Annotated in this window: 14 protein-coding genes and 1 pseudogene; 6 read left to right on the forward strand and 9 right to left on the reverse strand. The window is 58.6% G+C overall.

Annotated elements, in window-relative coordinates; translation table 11 throughout:
- Positions 1-9: 9 nt before the first annotated feature.
- A complete protein-coding gene (locus tag E3374_RS17765; RefSeq protein ID WP_248299502.1) occupies positions 10-5,721 on the reverse strand; it encodes an LAGLIDADG family homing endonuclease in 5,712 nt (1,903 codons plus the stop codon).
- A gap of 834 nt (positions 5,722-6,555) precedes the next feature.
- Between E3374_RS17765 and E3374_RS14890 the strand changes: the two genes are divergently transcribed.
- The 3 genes from E3374_RS14890 (at position 6,556) to E3374_RS14900 (ending at position 9,553) form a co-directional block, all read left to right on the forward strand.
- On the forward strand, positions 6,556-6,780 hold the full coding sequence (locus E3374_RS14890; RefSeq protein ID WP_136689746.1) for a hypothetical protein: 225 nt from the start codon (positions 6,556-6,558) through the stop codon (positions 6,778-6,780).
- Between the two features lie 837 nt (positions 6,781-7,617).
- Positions 7,618-8,793, forward strand: a complete 1,176-nt coding sequence (locus E3374_RS14895; protein ID WP_136689747.1) for a hypothetical protein — start codon at positions 7,618-7,620, stop codon at positions 8,791-8,793.
- Positions 8,794-8,926: 133 nt separating this feature from the next.
- Positions 8,927-9,553 carry a hypothetical protein gene (locus tag E3374_RS14900; protein ID WP_136689748.1) on the forward strand — a complete coding sequence of 209 codons (627 nt, stop codon included), beginning with the start codon at positions 8,927-8,929 and terminating at the stop codon, positions 9,551-9,553.
- Positions 9,554-9,561: 8 nt separating this feature from the next.
- On the opposite strand, the pseudogene E3374_RS14905 reads toward E3374_RS14900, so the two are convergent.
- Positions 9,562-9,900: pseudogene (locus tag E3374_RS14905) on the reverse strand (IS4 family transposase); the annotation flags it as partial.
- Positions 9,901-10,315: 415 nt separating this feature from the next.
- Here E3374_RS14905 and E3374_RS14910 point away from each other — a divergent pair.
- Both E3374_RS14910 and E3374_RS14915 read left to right on the forward strand, forming a co-directional pair.
- Positions 10,316-10,711, forward strand: a complete 396-nt coding sequence (locus E3374_RS14910) for a DUF2178 domain-containing protein (RefSeq protein ID WP_136689749.1) — start codon at positions 10,316-10,318, stop codon at positions 10,709-10,711.
- Positions 10,712-10,716: 5 nt separating this feature from the next.
- Complete coding sequence (locus tag E3374_RS14915; protein WP_136689750.1) at positions 10,717-10,944, forward strand: helix-turn-helix transcriptional regulator; 228 nt, start codon at positions 10,717-10,719, stop codon at positions 10,942-10,944.
- Between the two features lie 154 nt (positions 10,945-11,098).
- Here E3374_RS14915 and phaC read toward each other — a convergent pair whose 3' ends face one another.
- The 4 genes from phaC to E3374_RS14935 are packed head-to-tail and all read right to left on the reverse strand — an operon-like array spanning position 11,099 to position 13,881.
- Entirely contained in the window at positions 11,099-12,439 is a 1,341-nt protein-coding gene (gene phaC / locus E3374_RS14920) for a class III poly(R)-hydroxyalkanoic acid synthase subunit PhaC (RefSeq protein WP_136689751.1), read from the reverse strand.
- 5 nt (positions 12,440-12,444) lie between these two features.
- Positions 12,445-12,993, reverse strand: a complete 549-nt coding sequence (locus tag E3374_RS14925; protein WP_136689752.1) for a poly(R)-hydroxyalkanoic acid synthase subunit PhaE — start codon at positions 12,991-12,993, stop codon at positions 12,445-12,447.
- Between the two features lie 43 nt (positions 12,994-13,036).
- Positions 13,037-13,588, reverse strand: coding sequence for a hypothetical protein (locus E3374_RS14930; protein ID WP_136689753.1), 552 nt, complete (start codon positions 13,586-13,588; stop codon positions 13,037-13,039).
- 2 nt (positions 13,589-13,590) lie between these two features.
- Positions 13,591-13,881 carry an AbrB/MazE/SpoVT family DNA-binding domain-containing protein gene (locus E3374_RS14935; RefSeq protein WP_136689754.1) on the reverse strand — a complete coding sequence of 97 codons (291 nt, stop codon included), beginning with the start codon at positions 13,879-13,881 and terminating at the stop codon, positions 13,591-13,593.
- A gap of 224 nt (positions 13,882-14,105) precedes the next feature.
- Here E3374_RS14935 and E3374_RS14940 point away from each other — a divergent pair, with 224 nt between their 5' ends.
- On the forward strand, positions 14,106-14,582 hold the full coding sequence (locus tag E3374_RS14940) for a MaoC family dehydratase (protein ID WP_136689755.1): 477 nt from the start codon (positions 14,106-14,108) through the stop codon (positions 14,580-14,582).
- Between the two features lie 27 nt (positions 14,583-14,609).
- Here E3374_RS14940 and cgi121 read toward each other — a convergent pair whose 3' ends face one another.
- The 3 genes from cgi121 to E3374_RS14955 all read right to left on the reverse strand — a co-directional run bounded on the left by cgi121 (position 14,610) and on the right by E3374_RS14955 (position 19,177).
- The gene (gene cgi121 / locus E3374_RS14945) at positions 14,610-15,146 is read right to left on the reverse strand and encodes a KEOPS complex subunit Cgi121 (protein WP_136689756.1); all 537 of its coding nucleotides are present in this window, start codon (positions 15,144-15,146) and stop codon (positions 14,610-14,612) included.
- Positions 15,146-17,518, reverse strand: coding sequence for an ATP-dependent DNA helicase (locus E3374_RS14950; RefSeq protein WP_136689757.1), 2,373 nt, complete (start codon positions 17,516-17,518; stop codon positions 15,146-15,148). Before E3374_RS14950 ends, cgi121 begins: the two co-directional genes overlap by 1 nt.
- A 444-nt stretch (positions 17,519-17,962) precedes the next feature.
- Positions 17,963-19,177 (reverse strand): CBM35 domain-containing protein, encoded by a 1,215-nt coding sequence (locus tag E3374_RS14955; protein WP_211194989.1) that lies wholly within the window; start codon positions 19,175-19,177, stop codon positions 17,963-17,965.
- Positions 19,178-19,498: the final 321 nt, after the last annotated feature.

Below are 19,498 nucleotides of genomic sequence, written 5' to 3' on the forward strand. Positions count from 1 at the left end.
CCGGTCCCTTCAGGTCGTCCGCAGGTGATCCGTCCGGGGCTCGTAAACCTCACCCTGCTGTTTGAGTTTCTCGATCTCGTGTTCGGCCTTTGAGGCCTCCATGCCGACTTCTTCGGCGCGCTCGATTACGACGTCGACGGGCGCACCCTCGTCGTACTCCTCCTCGATGTCGGAGATGATGCCGCGGATGTTCTTGATCCGATCGCGCTGGGACTTCGAGGTCCCCGTCTCGACCACGTCGGCGTCGAGTTCACCCGTCTCGGGGTCGATGCCGATGTCTTCCAGCGACGACCGGACGATCCCGATGACGCGCTCTGCGTCTGCCTCCTCGACGGTATCCGAGAGCCGAACGCGAGCGCTCGCTTCGGCGAGACGCACCAGCGCCTCCAGTTTCCGGGCCGTGACGGGGACCGGCGCGTCCTCGCCCGACCCCTTCGTCCGCAACTCGACGTAGAAGTCCCGGATGGCCGCCTTGGCCTCCTCGGTCATCGTCGGGAAGCAACTCCGCTTGGCGTAGGCGACGTACTTCCGGAGGAGTTCGGGATCGATCTCCGGGGCCACCGTATCGGTGACGTTGTCGACCTCCTCGGCGCTGTAATCGGGCGTACTGTTTTGCTCCCGGTGAGTGTTGAGTTCGCCCGCGTAGTTCGTCCGCAAGATGTGTTCGGCCAGTTTGGCGTCCTCCTCCTCGTCGGGCTGGTCGGTGACGGTGAAGATGAGGTCAAAGCGCGAGATCAGCGCCGGTTCGAGATCGATCTGCTCGCCAATGGGCTCGTACTGGTCGAAACGGCCGTACTTGGGGTTTGCCGCCCCAAGGAGCGAGCACCTGGATTTGAGCGTGGCATTTATTCCAGCCTTGGAGATGCTTATCGAGTTGTGCAGGACGACACCCTGACTCACGAACGTGTTGGTCGGTTCGACCGTCACGTCGTAGACCCAATCTGTGGCGTGCTCACCTTCGTTGGGGAGCGTTTCGACGTCGGTGATCGTCTCCGTCCCCATTCCGGTCGCAGAACCGGGACTTTGCGCAACTGAACCGCCATCGGAAGCGACCGGAGCCGGGACAGGAGTTCCAACTGAAACGTCACTGGCAGGGACTGTGTCCCACTCATCATCACTCTCGACGAACATCGGATGCTCAGGTGTGACGACCACCTCTCGTCCGTTCGAGAACGAGACACGGACGAACTCCTCGGGAGCCTCGTGGCGACTGACCCGATCGACTGGGAGCTTCTGTACGTCGTTGTCGTCCAGATCAGCAGAATGGACTCGCACGTCCTCAACGGGCAAGATTTCACAATCGACGCCGTCGATCACGTCTTCGGAACGCTCGGCCATCCGCTCGTCCACAAACTCCCCGATCTCGACCCGTCGACCGTCTGCGAGGAGGAGTTCAAAATCGGGATGGTAGGACTGCTGTTCGAGCGCTTCGTGCATTGCCGAGCGATCTTCCGAATTATGGACGACCATGCCGTTGGCGAGGAAATTGTGGGTGCCTTCGACAGTCAGGTCGTAAACTGAATCGTAGTCGTGGTCCGGGACGCTCTCGACGTGTTCTACCGTTCGAAGCCCGATATCGTCGGACTCAGATTCCACTGGGGAAAAACGATCGGACGCGGTATCGATTTGGGCTGTTCCACCGTCAGTCGCCTTTGCGGAGCGTTCCGGAACGTAAACCTGATCGCCCGGTTGCAATTCTTCGGCAGGCGTCTCGACTCTCCCACCCGCCTGCTCGATGAAGAACGGATGATCCGGCGTGACAGTCACGGCCTCCCCGGTCGAAAGTGTCACCTCGTAGAGTGTCTCGGGTGCGTCGTACTCGTGGATGGCCGTCACCGGGCGTCGCGTCAACGTCTCGTCGTCGGTCATCGTCCACACGTCGAGATCGACATCCCGTATCGTGCGCCCGTTCGGGAGTTCCTCGATGGATCCCGCTTTGGCAGCTTCGATAGCCAGTTTGCGTATCCGTCGTTGTCCATCAGCCGCCTGCACGAGGGTATCGCCCGCCACGCAACGCATTTTGTCGAGTTCGTCGACAGCAGCGATCCCGCGGTCGGCCAACACCAGCGCGCCGGCTTCCAGCGTCCACTGCTGGCCGTCACCGAAGTCATCTCTCACAGCCGCAGCGGTGTTGTGCGTGACCAGTCCGTTGCCGAGGAAGTTGTGCGTCTCCGGGACGGTCAGATCGAAGACTTCCTTCTCGCCGGTATCAACGGCAGCGACGACCTCCTCCCACCGGAGGTCGGCCTCGACGGCCTCCTCGACGAGCGGTTCGACCGGCCCGCGGTCGATATCCGCGAGCATCGATCTGGCGCGAGCACGCCCCGGGTTGTCGCCGCGGTTGACGTTCTGATAGTAGTCGCCGGCGACGCCCTCGACGGCGGCGAGCGCCGATCCGACCGGGACCGTCTCGCGCTGGCGTCGCTCCTCGCGGACGATCTCCTCGAGGGCAGTCTGCTTCTCGACGCTCTCAAAGCCGATCGCCTCGGCGTAGCGGTCGATGTCCGCGCCGTACAGCTCCAGGAAGTACTGGACGTGGCCGGATTCGATCTTGTGCCCATTGGCCAACTCGGACGTTCCGCGCCGATCACGCTCCCGTCGTCGTGCCTTCACGCCGTAGGACTCCAGCATGAGCTGGACCTGTTCCGCCAGCCTTTCGCTGATCGTCGACAGCAGGACGCTCGACCCACCCCTCTCTCCACGGACCGAAACCGATCCGTCGGCGTCCATTAGCCCGCGGAGGAACGCGTCTCCGTGTTCGGCGGCAGTGAGTTCAGAGGCGAGCGCCAGATCTTCTTTCGGCGTCTCCATCCCGGCGTTTTCGAACAACCGGGCGATGGTGACGCTGTTGACCCGAATACACGGCACGCGGTCGTCCTGGCGTTCGATCTCCGGGCGCTTGTCGAACTTCGATTCGAAGATATCGGCGGCCCGTTCGAGCAGCGCCTCGTCACCGTTGGAGAGCCGGACCATCCCGCGGTTGCCGTCCCGGTGGTCCAACGAGATGTCGCCATCGCCGAAGACCAGCCCGAGTAGATACATGAGATCCGCGTCGAACGTCTCCGGGATCGTGATGCTCTCACCGTGACGCACCATCAACCGCTCAAAGTCGACATCCGAACGCATCGCGTCGATGCCCTCAAGCATCCGATCGAGTTTCTCCAGCGGAACGTGGCGGTTCTTCAGGTGGAGATAGATGAAGTCCTCCGAGAGGTCGAGGGCGGCGGCCGCATCCCGGAGCGTGCCGAATTCCTCGGTGAGTTCTGTCCGGAAGAACTCGATGGATTCCTCGGTGAGCCGGACCTTCTCCGTCGAGAGCGCCAGGAACTCCCGAACGTCTACCTCAGTGCGATCGAGGTCTTCGAAGCGCGGTGCGGCGATGAAATCGCCAGCCTCGACGTCCGAGATTTCGGTCCACTCGATGCCGTCGCCCCCGCAGGTCAACACCGGCGTGTTCACCGAAGCCTCGAGTTCCTTGCCGTACTCGGTCTCGATCCGGCGGGTCGGCTTCTCGGGCATCCGCCAGACGTGACTCGACGCCCGGGCATCCATCTCGCCGTCCTCCCGATCGAAGGTCTGGACGTCGACCTCTCGCTCGGCCGCTGTTTCAGTGGCGACTGGCTCCGGGAGGTCTTCCGCCACGAGATCCCGGATCTCTCTGAATCCGTCCTCGGTATGGATCCGCGTGTCTCCAGTGACGCACAGCCCTGCCGAACTGGACCCCTTCCCCGACGTGAAAACTGACCGCGGCGCGATGTGACGAATGTACTGGAGGATCTGGGAGTTGTGAGAGACGACGCCGTTGGAAACGTAGCTGTGGGTGCCCTCGACTTCGAGATCGTACACCCACTCGTCGTCGGGTTCGACCGTCTCGATCGACGCAATGCGATCCCATCGAACGTCGTTCGTCGCGAGGTCCCGCAAGCGGTCGACGGTGGATTCGACGGCAAGCGCCTCCCCAAGTCGGTCACGGACGACCCCACTGGCGGCGACCGTCTCACCGCCATCAGGTGCGACCTTATTGCGCTCGTAGTAGCTGATCGCCGTCTGGGTGACGTCCATCCCATCGGCGAGCGATTGCTGTGAGATCCCGAGTTCGTCCCGCAGTTCGACGATCGTCTCCCAGTCCTCGCCAGCCAGCCCGTCGCGCTGGTCTTTCAGCCACGCTAATCGCTCCTCGAACGCATCGACGGCGGCTCGAAGGGACTTGCGACTGGGGTTTCGGTCGCCGCGCTCGTAATGCTGGTACTTCTCACGAGATACACCACAGTCAGATTGTGAAAGTGCAAGTGATTCGCGAATTTCGTGAAGGGTTTCACCGGACATAGGGACGACATCGCGGGAATCCACCTCGATTCGATCGTCTCCAGCCGCCGGAAGCGATCGCGGCGTGGCGACGAACTGCCCTTCCTCGAGCTTTTCAGCCTCTACCGCCGTCGGCGTCCCGTTCTGCTGGACGAACAGCGGATGGGACGGCGTTACATCGAGTTCTCTCCCACTCTCGGTCCGGATCCGGTACAAGTGCTCAGGAGTCTCCCGCTTCCAGACTTTGGTCGCTTCGGCCGTCGTGAGCGACCCATCGGGGGCGAGCGTGGGGAGCGGGATCGACGCGTGATCCCAGACGCCGTCGTCAACGGGCTTGGGATCGTCGAGGTTCGATTCGACGATGTCTCCGATCAACTTCGTCGTTCCGTCGGCGAGTTGTACGTTCGTGTCGGCGTCGAGGCACTTTCCGGTGCCAGGGTCCCCGATCAGGAGCACGTGCAGATCCCCACGTATCCGGGACTCATCAGGCAAGTGTTTTGTCACCCCTGAGAAAAGTTGGAGTGCGATTGCGAGTTTCTCCTGATCGTAGCCGTAGATCGAGGGCGCGATGGAGGCGGTCATCTGCTCGTAAATGTCCCCTTGCTCCGAGAGGGCGACGATCTCCTTTTTGTCGTCCTCGTCGATGTCCATCTCCTCGAACTCCTCGTCCTCGATCTCGACGTCGACGCCGTCCATGTAGACGTCGAACATCGGAGACTTCTCGCGGTCGTTGCCACGCTGGTCGAGTTTGAGAACGCCCGTTACCCGGACGTGATCGCCGGCGGTAACCTCGCCGGTGATGTCGTCCTCGATGTTGACGTCGATGTTCTGTGGTGTCTCACCGCCGCGCAGTCCCTCGGGGGATTCCTGAACCCGGAGTTTCTGGGCATCGATGAATTCGGACTGGTCGAAGTTGATCCGGAACGGGCCCTGGCGTTCACACCCCTGGCACTCGTGGGGTTCCTGAAAGTCTCCCGTCGACTGGGGAATGCGTGAGAGGGTGCCACACCGCTGGCACTCGAAGGCGGCGTCAGTGATCTTCGGCCGGACTTCGGTGGCCTTCCGGATGATGCCCTGAATGCTGACGAGCTGGCCGCGGTGGTCGGCCCGGATCTCCCGGATGTCCGTCGACTCCGGGAGGTTGGTCATCCGGACGTGGGCCTGCCCGAGTTTCACGTCGATCGGCAGGTCAAAGAGCCGGAGCGCTTCCTCGGCGTACTCCTGGAGCTGTTCGGGTTTGTTACGGTAGTCCTCGGCCAGATCGGGGTCGAAGCGATAGAGGTCCTGCCAGTCGACAAAGAGCGACTTCTGGTCGTTGGGGTACTTCTGGGCGAGTTCGCCGATCTCGTTGCGGTAGTAATCCCGATAGAACTCCTCGAAGAGATCGACGAACTCCGTGTTCTCCGCGCGAGCCATTCTGGTAGCGTCTATTGTGCGCACTGCCTCAAGAAGGTTCCCAAACCGGGGTGAAAGTACTCCCAGCAACCAGCGCGACGCGAGGCCGACTACATCGGCCTAGTTCGAGATGAGAATCTCGGCCGTGCATAGACCTGAACAGCGACGAATATTATCACTTCTAAAGTCAGTTACTATCATAGACAGATGAATACAACGAACCGACATACCCAAATGTTGCAAGAAGCAGGCCAAATACCGCAAAAGCGCTTGCATTATCTAAATTCAGTGGTGGCAGCCCGTAAAGTGCTGAGTAGTATATCACTAATCCATAGATAATCGTATCAGTCGTAATGCTCATACTATCATTAGTATCTCACCATATTATTCTGTTTTGGTGTTTTCTAGCTCTGTTTGACCGTGTCACAGCTTGAGCATCTAACGGCCAGAATCATCTGCCCATTCGAAGTTGATGAGTGCAACGACGATCCGAATATACAGCGCAAGGAATATGCAGTACCATCGGCAGTTCCGTAAAATCGTCCTCCTGTTTGTCATTTCCTACATAGAACTGCCCTAGAAAGCACTCTAACAGTGACTCACTATCTATTCAACACAGCAATCTCTTCGGTCGTGTAAGAGGGTGTCGTTGAGAGTTTCTTCCAAAGCGATACCCTCTCGGTCCGACCGGGAAGACTAACGATGCAACCGCCCGAAGCACGCCGATAATCTCGCCGACGTAAGCTGCTTGATCCATGAGACAACATTCAATCTCGAACGGAAACAACTCGACGCGAGCGAGCACGCGCGCGAGAAGCGTAACCAATTTGTCTATGGGATGTTCTAAAAGAACATATGTCCTACACTTTCCCCACCCTGAAAGTCATCACCGGGATCATCATCGTCATCCTGATTACATGGTTTGGTCCGACAGAGGGAGACTACTTTACCGAGTTTCTTTTCTTTGGTATTATATTCGCCATGGGGCTGTTCGTCGCGGTTCACGGCCTGTTTCAGGGTATCGAGACCGCAGTCGCCGCTGCCACAGAGACGGACGGGGAAGAAACTATGGCCGAGTGACAGCAGGGACTCCCACGTAACCACACCAAGACGGGACTGTGCCTAGATAAACCACGAAGGCACAGATACCTCTTCGCCGGCAGACCGATTGGACTGACCGTTGTCGATATCTAACGACTCACAGCCGTCTCCTCGCGGCCCATCTCTCCAAGCATCTGCTGGCAATAACCGGCTGCAACGGGAGAACCGATGATGCCACGAATCCGGAAAACAACGATAGGGGGGGGGAGACGACGCCCAATGTCTGCCAGGGATCGGCTGACACCACCCTCATGTCGGCCGAATTGAGGCAAGAGGCAAGTCAAGCAGACTGCGGCAGGCAGCCTGCTGGACAAAGTGCATAAAAGCTTCGTCATGACGTATTCACGGTTGGAGAGTAAACGATCGATTGTGCCTCTAGACGGCGGTCAATCAAAGCTACAAGTCAAACAGAAGACCGCGTTCCAAAACTCTCGTTCAATGGGGCGGACAAAGATGTCTCGGTAGTAACGGTGGAGAAAGACGCGCATCATCTCTAGTGGTTCGTGGTCTCGTGTTCGCCACGACGCAGACGGTGCGAACACGTCGAACTCTTCGAGAAACTCGAAAGGGAATTACTCGAACAGCGTGGCGTCTCTGTCTCCACGACATTGAAAAACGAATCTTCAGAAGAATTATCTTGTAGGGTCCTTCGACTCATTTTCCTCAGCGTTCCCCTGCTTTTGGTGTACTTCGTTCTATGGAGTCCTCCGTTACAGCTACTGCTCAGCAGTATCCATAATACATAAATGGAAAAGTACATCCAATATAGAAGTACAAAACAAAAACATTATAATAGATAACGTTCTCCTCCAAAACATGAGGCGCAGAACTTACCTCAAAGGTATTGTAGCATCAACCAGCCTGCTCGGATTTTCCGGATTCGGTCAGGCAAAAAGCAAGAGTGAGAAACAGACAAACAACCCAGAAGAGGTCCAAGTTCTAAAAGGGACACCAGACGAACCAATTAGCTCAGAAGGGATCCAAAACGCGAACCAAAAGTTATTAGATAATGAGAATGGAAAAATACAGGCTCAAAATAATAGAAGGCTAGTACTACCAGATCCGAAGATTCCGGACAGTCGAAAGGCGGTGAGTTATATGATTGGAACTACCGTGTCTGGGCAAGTCAAATACTTCTGCGGAACGATTCCCGAAGACACTCATCATCCAAAGGCTGCAAAAGCCAATCACAAAAAAATGGATCAGTATATTACTGAAGTGAATTCTACTGATTCATTCACGACCGATTCGATCAGTACACAGAGTACTTGTTCAGACGAGGAGGTTCCCAGTATGGCCCAGATGGATGGTTCAAAACAAGCGGTAGAAGGTTTTGGCTGTCCGCAGATTGGGGGACGGAGAATTGACGAAGGGTCATATGATGGGCCTGACTCCTACAAAGAAACCATGCCAGAAGGGGAGGTTACTGTAGAAGAAAAATTCTACCACGACTATCTGGAGGGTTACGATGATGAAACAGCAGACCAGTGGTGTGGGGCCCTTACCGCAGTCAGAGTTACTCCTGGATCTGAATTAACTTCTTCATCTGCTAAAGACGAATTCGTCCTTGGACATTGTAACACATCGCATAATTGGGACCAAAATGCGTACATGAGCCCAGAATCTGGCCATGATGATCAATCTAATGCAATATATGGGAATAATAAAAACTCAGGAGGAACCAAAATATCCTCCGTGAGTATATCTGCCGGGCCAAAGAGCTTCGGATTCGGAATTGGCTGGACGCCGGAAGATACGAAGATAACCACTAGCATTGACTCCAGCCGTGCAAGGTGGGAAGTCAATTATAATAGTCCTCGAGATCGAACTGCAACCCACACTTGGGGAAGTGTCTGCCAATATGAAGAGAAGGCAAACAGTGGAGATAAAGTTCTAACTTCCCGTGTTGACACACAATTTGCAGACTTTGTGGGGCCCATGGTGATTTCAAGGGCGAACAGTCACACAGAGGTCGACTATACCTTTAATTGATATAATCGCGTAGTAGAATTGACGTTTGTATAACTATCCCCATCAATGAGACATGATTATTATATTTTTGAATGTTCTTTATAGACATTATGATTTAGAAATACTTATTTTTGTATAACACTTTCTGTGCGATATGGGTGAAATGACCCCTACCCGGCGAACCGTAATTAAGAGCCTTGGAATTGTCACCGCTGGTGCTCTATCCGCAACAACCGCAACAGCAGCGTCCCGTAGAGAAGTCGAGTTAGGCGCTCGTTATTCCGGCAACGAAGTTGATTTTGAAGCTTGGTTCACATCAACTGATGTGGAGGGCGAAAATGATGTTGCTCGGGACAACACAATTGGCACCAAAAATAAAAATAACGAGTCTTATGGCTATGTTAGCGTAAATACTTCCTCAGACAGCTTGTGTCAGTATTCTATTCCTAGTGACTCATTCGTTCATCTTATAAGGGTAAATTCAGGAAAGCTTCAATTCGAAACTGGAAATATTTCTGACTCTAATACTGAATCTGATGTAGAGTTGCACTCTATGAGTGAGGATAAAGCTGATTATCATGTTTCCGTTTCAGGTGATGTTTCTCCTCGAGATAACGTTGAAAATGGATCCCCCCTTGGTAATGACAAAGTGGTAACTGATGTGAACGGGAATAAGCGAATGAATGGAAGAGTTATAGATGGTGAAGACACATATGATATTAGTGGTCAATTCGTGCAAATGTATCTAGATCCAGACGTACAACTAGAGCGCTACGCATGAGTGGTTGATTACCCAGAAAACCATTTGTCTTTAGGTAAGACACATCCCAGTTGCGTAGCGTTGGCGAGCGTCTCTTAGAAATCGGTCGGTATTGTGAATCTTCTGTGCGTCTTCGATCAATTCCTTTTCACAACTGCGGTGGTGAGTAGCCAAAATACTCGCCGAGTTCATGGAGGACAAACTGGATGTACGACGGTAAGTTCGCCGCCTAGCGTTCCGGCGGAAACACGATCTCATCGTCAACCTAGTCGGTGACGAGATCCAAGGTCACGGCTTACTAACAGTGACAGTAATGCCGCGTAAGACAGATTTTTCATGACATCCGGGTTGCTCGTGTCGAACTCATCCGGACGTGGGCCTGCCCCAGTTTCACGTCGCTTCAATCGTACGCACTGCCTCAAGAAGGTTCCCAAACCGGGGTGAAAGTACTCCCAGCAACCAGCGCGACGCGAGGCCGACTACATCGGACCGGCCCGAGACGATAATCTCGCCTGTGGCTACCCCGAACCAATCCAGTTCCAAGTGACGATTCCCATCAGGACATCACCCGTAAAACTTATTTTACTACGTCAAATGCGTTTTACTGTAAAACACTCTTTACGACAAGAGCGTTTGACGGATCTAAACAATGACAACGGCACAACACACACAAGATTCGAACGCATCGATGCGTGCAGGACTGTTATTCGGCGTTAGAGCGGTTGCACTGGGCATCCTGTCGTCGTTCCGGCCGCTCGCTGAGTCGTTACGCACGGGGGAACTATGAGTGAGTTCCTCGTACGGCCTTCCCGGACCCGACGTGTAGTCGGCGCATTGACAGTCCTCGGCGCGGTTGCTCTTGCCGGTTTCACCGTGCTCGAACGGCCGCTGGTCGGTGTCGCCGTCTTCGTCCTGGCCATGGTCGGTACGGCACTCGTCCAGTCCCGGGCAGCGGGGCCGGTGTTCGACGAACGCGACGAACATATTTCCCAGGAAGCCGCCGCGTTGACGCTGACGCTAGTCGGGATAAGTTCCGCGGTCGTGTTCCCTGCTCTGACAGTCGCGTGGGGACTGAATCACTTCACTTGGAAGCCCTGGAGTACCGCGATCGCGATGTTTGTCGCCGTCATCTACCTGATCTACGGCGCGTTTCTCGTCGCGCTCGGTAGCCGGAGGTGACTGACGTGGACAACTCACTCAAGGAGTATCGTGAGGAGAACGGACTCAGCCAGCGGGCCCTCGCCGAACACGTTGCGGTCACCCGACAGACGATCAACGCCGTCGAGGGTGACCGATACGATCCGTCGGTCGAACTCGTCTTCAAACTGGCAGCGTTCTTCGAGGTGCCTGTCGAAGATCTGTTTCACCCCGATATCGAACTCGAAACCAGCGTCTCCGAGACCACCGACTGATACGGATTATTGTCGTGATGTACCGGTATCCGTCGACCCCCGGGTCGGCGTCATCCGGGAATAATCGACAATAATCCGTATGAGACGTTACGCGTACAGAGACGTTTACATGTCTCCGGCGGACGGTGTCTGGTTCGTTCAAAAAAGGGTGCCGTCACTCGATCGCGTCGAACCAGTCCTCGACGCGGCCCGGCGGGGCCTCGGCGATCTCGGCGACCGTCTCGGGATCGGACTCCCGGAGGTCCTCAATCGTCTCGATGCCCGCCGCGCGCAGGCGTTCGGCGTAGGTCGGGCCGATGCCATCGACCGTCTCGATGTCTGGCGAGTCAACGACTTCTTCGGTCGTTTCCTCGGCGTCCTCGGGCCCTGTATCCGCCGATTCCTCTTCGATCCGCGAGCGCTCGCTGAACCACTCGGCGACCTGCGGCCAGACGTCCTCGTGGGTACTCGAGGAGACGGCCATGCCGACGTGGCCCGTCGAGTACTCGATGATCCCGGTGTCCCCACTGGGGATGACGTCGTTGAACGGCTTGCTCGCCGACGGCGGGACGAGGTGGTCGTACTCGCCGACGATCTGCAGGACCGGCATGTCGATGTTGTCGATGTCGACGTGCTGATCGCCCAGGTAGAGTTCGTTCTCGTAGAGCTTGTTGCTCTGATAGATGTCCTCTAAGAACTGCGCGTAGGTCGCGCCAGCGACGTCGACGCCCTCCTCGAGCCACCGTTCCATCCGCGCGAAGTTCTTCACGAAGTCCTCATTGTCGAGGTTCTCGGCGAAGCGGACGTACTTGGTGACGTAGTTGTCGATGGGGTCCATCAACGCGAACCCTTCGTCTAAGAACTCCGAGGGGACGTTCCCGAACGTCTCGATCACCTGTCCGGGATCGTAATACTCCTCGTCTCCCCACCGTTCGAGGACGCCGCCCGATTCCTCGAAGTACAGCCCGGTCGCCATCAACCCGAGGGCGTTGACTTTCGCCGGATGAAGAGCACTGTACATCACGCTCATCGTCCCGCCCATGCAGTACCCCAGGATGTTGATAGCGTCCTGGCTCGATCGCTCCCGCACCACGTCGACGCAGTTGTCGATGTAGCGATCGACGTAGTCCTCCAGGGTCAGATGCCGGTCGAGCCGCGAAGGCTCGTTCCAGTCGATGAGGTAGACGTCGTGGCCCGCTTCGAGAAGCCGACGAACGACTGATCGGTTGGGCTGCAGGTCGAGGATATAGGGCTTGTTGATCAGCGCGTAGACGATCAGGATCGGGACGTCCTCGCGTTCGTCCTCGGGGATGTCGATGCCCGCCGCCTCGGGATCGTAATGGAGGAGTTCGAGTTTGTTCTCCTCGTAGACGACATCAGCGGGTGTGGTCCCTACCTCGACATCGGCCATGGTCTCGAGGCGATCGTCGAGCACCTCGGCGGTCTCGCCCGCCTCTTGGATCTCCTCGAGTGCTTGGCGCTGGACGTCCAGCGCGGCACTCAGTGGGTCTGCCATGGCGATCACTCCTCTATGGCCTCGAGAATCCGGTCGAGCTTTTCCTCGACCTCGTGCTGACGGCGTTCGAGTTCGACCAGCCGTTCGCCGACCTCGTCTACGTCATCGCGTGTGGGAAATCCGAGTTCGGCGATGGTCTCCTGGCCCACGTCGTCGGCCTGCTGGCGCATCTCGAGCATTGACTGGATGAGCTGGCCGTTGGCCGCCGCGAAGGCGCTGGTGCCCATGATCTCCTTTGCAGCCTCGTTGGCCGACTGCAGCCAGATGTCTCGGAACTCGGTGGGGTCGACCTCCTCGCCCTGGGCCGCGTCGGCGGAACGCTCGAACATCCGCTCGGCGGCGTCCATCCAGACCTCCGTCGCCTGGTTGTACCCTTCAACCCCCTCCGCGAGTTCGTTCTCCTCGGCCATCGAATCCGACATCGCCTCGGTCCAGGACTCGACGAACGCCGCCTGGGACTTCATATTCTGCTCGATCGACTCCGCGACGGCCTCGTTCATCTCCTCGATCATCTCGCTGTACTCCGCCCCGATGTCTGCGTTCTTGTCGCTCATGGTTTATCACGTGTGCGCTGGGGAGAAAAAACTACGTACTCCTTCAGGCGTCGACGGCCTCGGCGGCCTGCTCCTGGACGTCCTGGATCTGGTCGCTGACTTCCTCGACCTGGGCCTGGAGCTCCTCGACCTGGTCGGCCATGCCCTCAACGGCCTCGACCGACTGGGTCTCTAGGTCCTCATGGGCCTCGATGAGCATCGAGATCTGCTCGTCGAGGGCCTCGAGGGAGTTAGCGCTCAGATCGTCATAGGCGTCGACGCCCTCGCCGAGTTCCTCCTCGACGGCGTCGAAGGCCTCGGCGTGGTTCTCCAGCAGGAACTCGAACTGCTCGTCGACGCTGCTCCGTAACTCCTCGACAGCCGGCTCGACGCCGGGGGCGCTCGATTCGAGCGTGTCGAGGTACGTGTGGATCGCCGTCTGGCTCAACTCGACGCCCCGGCGCTGGACGGACTCCTGGCTCTCGAGGCTGCCGAGGACGACGTCGTTCATCCGCTTCTGGAACTCGACGCCCTGTTCGAGGGCCTTCTGACTCTGTTCGATGGTCGCGCGCTGTGCTTCGAATGCGGTCGTGACGGGTGTGGTATAGTCTGCCATAGTTATTCACTCCGGTTGCGTTTGACCGGCAGGACGACGGCCTGGACGATGTCGCCTTCCTCGATGTCGAGCGCCTCACGCTCGGCGTCAGGGATCGACAGCCGCCCGCCGCTCTGGACACGGGTCTTGAACGTTGCCAACTGACTCATCGTCCCGAGCTGGTTCATGTCCAGGCCGGCTGACGTCCCCCCCATCATCTGGCGGAGCATCTCCTGCTGTTGTTCGAGCGCCTTCTCGCTCGCTTCCGTGAACATCGCGGGCGGCCATGGAAAGCCGTCGTCCTCGTCTGTCATCGGTCGACTATACATACAGCCTACAGATACATAAGCTTTCCTCTCAATACCATTGAGTACCATCAGATGGCACCACTTGTTGTACTGTCCGGTACCGACGGCTCGGGACCGCTCAATAATCCAGTGATAACGACGAGGTCGTCGAATGAGTCCTCCCGTAGGAGTGGCTTCAGAGCGGTCCACGCCACACAGTTTAGTAGCGGGCCGCCGAACCGTCGAACGCAATGAGCGACAATCCGGATTCGACACTCGAGGGCGGTACCGACCTCCCCGGGTGGGAGTGGGAACGCACAGTCGAGGACAGCGACGCGATCGACGTCGGAGACAGCGTCACGTTCAGCAAGGAGATCAGCGACGAAGACGTGAACAGTTTCGCGCAAGCTAGCGGCGACACCAATCCCCTCCACCTCGAGAACGACTACGCGGAAGGCACGCGCTTTGGCGGCCGGATCGCCCACGGCATGCTTGTCGGTGGCCTCATCAGCGCCGCCCTTGCGCGCTTCCCGGGCACGGTTGTCTATCTCTCTCAGGACTTCGAATTCAAAGGACCCGTCCGCATCGGTGACCGGGCCACAGCGGAGGTCGAGGTGGTTGATACCCTCGAAGGAGGACGATACCGGCTGTCGACACAGGTCGTCGACGACGACGAGGTAGTCATCGACGGCGAGGCCGTCGTCCTGATCGACGAGGAACCCACCTGAGTTGCGGCGGGGAGACCGGCGGACCTGTTACTTCTCGACGACGAGCATCGCGACGCGTTCGAGGACGATTTCCGACAGCGTCGCGTCGGTCGCGGCCCGCTCAGCGTCGGTGATATCGAAGAACTCAGCGATACGTTCGGGATCGGACTTCCCCAGCGTCTCTGTCGGTTCGAGACACTCCATCGCTTCGACGACTTCGCAGGCCGCCTGTTCGCGTGCGGCCACGCTGTCGTCAGCGACCTCGCTTTCACGATCGCCCGCCGCGTGACAGACGACGATCACCGAGTGTTCACCCCGGGAGACTCCCATCGCCAGGGCGTCCTCGATCTGACGTCGACCCGCCGCGTACAGCAGGATCTCCACCGCCGGCTCCCTGGCGATCATCTCCCCGCGCTCGTGAGACCGATCCGCCAGTTCACAGGCCCGACGGAGGTGGTCACGATCGGTGACGTATCGCGCGTCGAAGGCCTGGACCGCTACACCATGCTCGGCCCCGATGGCGTCGAGCCGATCGAGAAACCCGTCCAGATCGTCGATCCGGAGTGTCCCTTCGACCACCTCCATCAGAAGTCACCCAGACTAGACTGATCAGCCAGGTCGCCGTCCTCGTCCTCGGCACCGTCCCGTTCGACGGAACCAGCGCCCTTCGCGGCCGTTTCTCCGTCGTTTCCCCCTGTTGGCGAGGTGGCCCCGTCCGGTTCAACCGGCGTCACGCCATCCATCGAGGGGTCGCGGTGGCCGGCGTTCTCCAGAATGTTTTCGGCAGTCTTCTCCCGGCCACGGAGCGCCCCCAGCACGACGCCTTTCTCGGCCTCCCGGAGGTCCTCCCGGGATTCGATTCCGGCAGCGAACAGTCGACGGGCACGCTTGCGTCCCACACCGCGCACCCCCGCGAGATCGACGAGTTCCGCCCGGACGCCGTGTTCGACGCGCACGCGTGCCTCCCTGATCGTCGACGTTACGTCCAGGCCGACCTCGCCGGCTAGCCGCTCGGCGGCGTTGAGCAACCACGACGCCGTCTCGACCTTTCCACGGATGTCGCCCGGCCCGACGCCGTACCGGTCCGTGATGACACCTTCCTCGACCTCGTCGGCCCAGTCTTCCAGCAAGCGGGCGGTCTTCAGCGCCGACAGCCAGTCCTCGAAGCGTCCCTCCTCGAACTCGCTGGGCATCGCTCCGAGGAACTCCTCTTCGCGCTCGTAGGCCTCCATCGTGTACTCCTCCTCGTCGCCCGATCGGAGATAGAGTTCGTACATGTCCGGCGTCCGGGAGACCAGATGATAGAGCCCCATCGCGGTCGGATCCTGGGCGCCTTCCAGCCCGTCGAGGATCGTCGCCGCACTCATCGGATCGAGATACAGCCGCGAGACTGTCTGACCGATGGAAGTCGCCCGCAGTCTTTCGTTCTCGCCGTCTCCGCGCGTAAGGAAATCGTTTGTTTCGAGGTAAGCGATGACCTCGTCGACGACCGTCTCCAGGCGACCCCCCTCGGTCGTCTGGCTGGCGTACAGCGTGGCTTCGAGAAAGTCGAGCAGGCCGTCCCGGGAGTTCGCGAAGCCCGAGGCGACCGTCGAAAGAATGTGCGTCCGGAGGGCTGGTTCGGCCGCGAGTTTCGAGCGGACCGGTTCGGGATCGGCCCAGACGTAGCGTTCGAACAGTTCGTCGAGTTCGTCGTGGCTGCTCGCCAGGAGAAGCGCCTCACCGTAGGGGTCCAGCCCCGGACGGCCAGCCCGCCCCATCATCTGGTGGACTTCCAGCACGGAGAGGGGCTGCATCCCGCCTGCGGTCCCGTCGTAGCGCCGCCAGTCCCGGACGACGACGCGCCGTGAAGGGGTATTGACGCCCGCTGCCAACGTCGGCGTCGCCGCGATAACCTTCACCAGCCGCTCCTGAAACGCGTCCTCGACGAGCGAGCGGTGTTCCCGGGAGAGCCCGGCGTGGTGGAAGGCCGCGCCCCCCTCGACGGCCTCGGCGAGATCGTCGCTGGTTTCGGTGTCGCTGACCTCGCGGATCTCCGTGGCGATGTCGGCGAGTCGATCACGTTCATCACCCTCGAGATGGGGCTCTGTCGTCGATGCGAGTCGCCGGGCGGCCGCCTCGGCGTTCCGCCGTGAGTTGACGAACACCAGCGTCGAACCGTCGTCTTCGAGGGTGTCCCGGACGATGGCCGCCGTCTGTTTCTCGCTGTCTCTGACCGGGAGGCGCTTCTGATTGCCGTCCTCTAAATGGAGGGCCTGCCCGTAGTGGACCCCCTTCTTCAGGTCGATCGGTCGCCACGTCGAGTCGACGAGTTCCGCGTCCAGCCATTCCGCGAGCGCGTCGGCGTTGCCGATCGTCGCCGACAGTGCGACCGTCTGGAGATCCGGGTTGCGCTTGCGCAACTTCGCGAGCGTGACCTCCAGGGTCGGCCCCCGCTCGCCGTCGTCGACGAGATGGACCTCGTCGGCCACAACACAATCGAGATCGTCGATCCAGGGCGCGTCGTTTCGCACGAGGGAATCGACCTTCTCGCTGGTGGCGACAACGACGTCTTTGCCGGCGAGCCACCCGCCGTCACTCTCGTAGTTGCCCGTCGAAACGCCGACATCCAGACCGTAGGACTCGAACTGTTCGAACTCCGTGCGTTTTTCGCTGGCGAGCGCACGCAACGGGACGATATAGAGGGCGGTACCGGCAGTGTCACCCTCGTGAGGGGCATCCGTGTCCTCGCCGTCGACATCCTCGTCGCTGTCACCGCCCCTGATCGCCGAGAACATCGCGAGTTCAGCGATGAGGGTCTTCCCGCTGGCCGTGGGGACGCTCGCCACGAGATTGCCACCGTCGGTGACGCCCCGCTCGACGGCCTCGGTCTGGGGCGGATACAGTTCCTCGATTCCCTCCTCACGGAGGTGCTCGGGCAACCACGCCGGAACCCCCGGGATGTCCGCAACGTCCATTGGGCATGTGTTGGGTCGGCCCCCGGTTTAAGGGTTCGTTCGCGGGCCGATCCGACCGCAGCCCCGACTACCGGTCCATCCCCCGAAACCCCTCGAACTCGTAGTCGATCGCCCAGACGTTCCACTCGTCGTCCTCGGAGAGCGACTATAGCCGTGGACGATCCTCCGTCTCCGGCCATCGGAATCTCGTAGGACATGTCCGCGAGGACTCCCTATCCCGCCCTGTCCCGGACTGCCAATCCCCTGGTACCTGATGTCCCACGCTATCCCTATCTATTGACGCGCCACACTGACGACGGAACCGATACTCGTGCCCGACTGGCACACCACACGCCAGACATTCCCCGGAGTGACGCCCGAAGACATCGACGTAGCTATCGTCATGTATACACACTGCAGTACCTGGGCTAGAGATCCGAACGACATTCGTCCGGGAACGGACCCTCAACTGTCGACGATGATACAGTCGATATCGTAGTACCCCCACCCTTTCTCAACCGTGATAGTGTTGGTCCCTGAATCGAACGAAAACGTCCCAACAGTAGTTGTCCGGAACGTGCCCGTCTGTTCGAGGAGTGGCTCGGCCACCTGAGTCCCGTTAATGGAGAGTTCACACTTTTTATCGCCGTATTCCGAAGCGTACCGGAGTTTGACGGCTCGATCGCCACTGGCAGCCGAATCAAAGGAGACCGTCACAGTGTCACCGCTGTCGTGGAACTCGGTGACGTAGCTGTCCCCCCAGTAACCCGACCGTGTCGTCGACGTAGTGACACCATCGAGAGTGTGGTATTCGGCGTTGAGATACTGGGTTTCCGTGTCGCTGTCGCCGCCGTCTCCGAGTTTATCTTCGATCGTGCTGAAGTAATCCGTCGTCGAATACGAACTAGCACAACTGTCGCCCCAGAACGGCGTCATCATGTTCATGTCTTCACCGTCACCGTTCCAGGCCCACCCGAGAACTGGCCACCCCAGTGAGGAGGCGTGATCAACCAGCCCAGACCAGTCCGCGTCCCCGTCGCGGCGACTCCCGAATTCACCGATCATGCAGGGGTACCCACCGTCGTTGTCGTCGAGGTCGTCGAGGTCGCTCGTCTCGACCCACCGCCCCTGATCGGAGTTCCATGCACTCGGATACACGTGTCCCGAGAGAATGACGTTATCGTCCGTGATGTCGCCGGCCGCGTCGGCCGCTATCTGATACTCCTGGGCGTAGCCCGGAATGTCACAGACGATCGGACCGCTGTAGTCGGTCTCGTCACGGACCGTACCCAATGCGTCGTTGTACGCGTCGGCGTATTCGCTCCGAGTCGTGTCGTGGCTCCCCCACTCGTTGTGGAGGTTGACAGTGAACGACGAGTTCGCCGACAGGTAACTGTAGTTGTCCGTCCACCACTGTGCTGCATCGAGGAGGTCCTGTTTGGTGTTCGAACCGTTATTCGGATAGTGATGACAGGTTGCGATGACCTCGTATCCGTTGTCGTTCGCTTCGTCGATCCATCGCCGCGCGTCGGAAAGTGTCGCCTGGCTTTCTCCCCACGAAGGCGGCTCTATCTCGATTCGAACCGTCCGAATATCGGGGTAATCGCCCATCGAATCCCACCCGATATCTTGATCGCCGTTACAGAAATACGACGGTTGCAAGTTCACGCCGTCGCCCATTGACGCCCCCTCCGCGCGTGATTGCTCCGAACCGACTACTAATCCAGCCCCGATCGTTACACTGATCGCCGATGTCTGTAAAATTTCACGTCGAGTTAACATATTATTCAAGAATTACATTGAAGACAACGATTATAAAAGTTATTGCTAGAGATTATTTATCAGCTGTCTCATTTTTCTCGGCGATACAGACCCACGAGACCATAGTTTTACGTACATCGAATCCGGGAAAAGTGACTTCTCATCCCTTTTTGAACGGGTTTCGCGATCTTGGATAGCCTTTGCCACGAGACGTGACCCGCATATCTATTGTCTTCGCAG

It is taken from the genome of Halorhabdus amylolytica, assembly GCF_004944975.1.
GTDB lineage: Archaea > Halobacteriota > Halobacteria > Halobacteriales > Haloarculaceae > Halorhabdus > Halorhabdus amylolytica.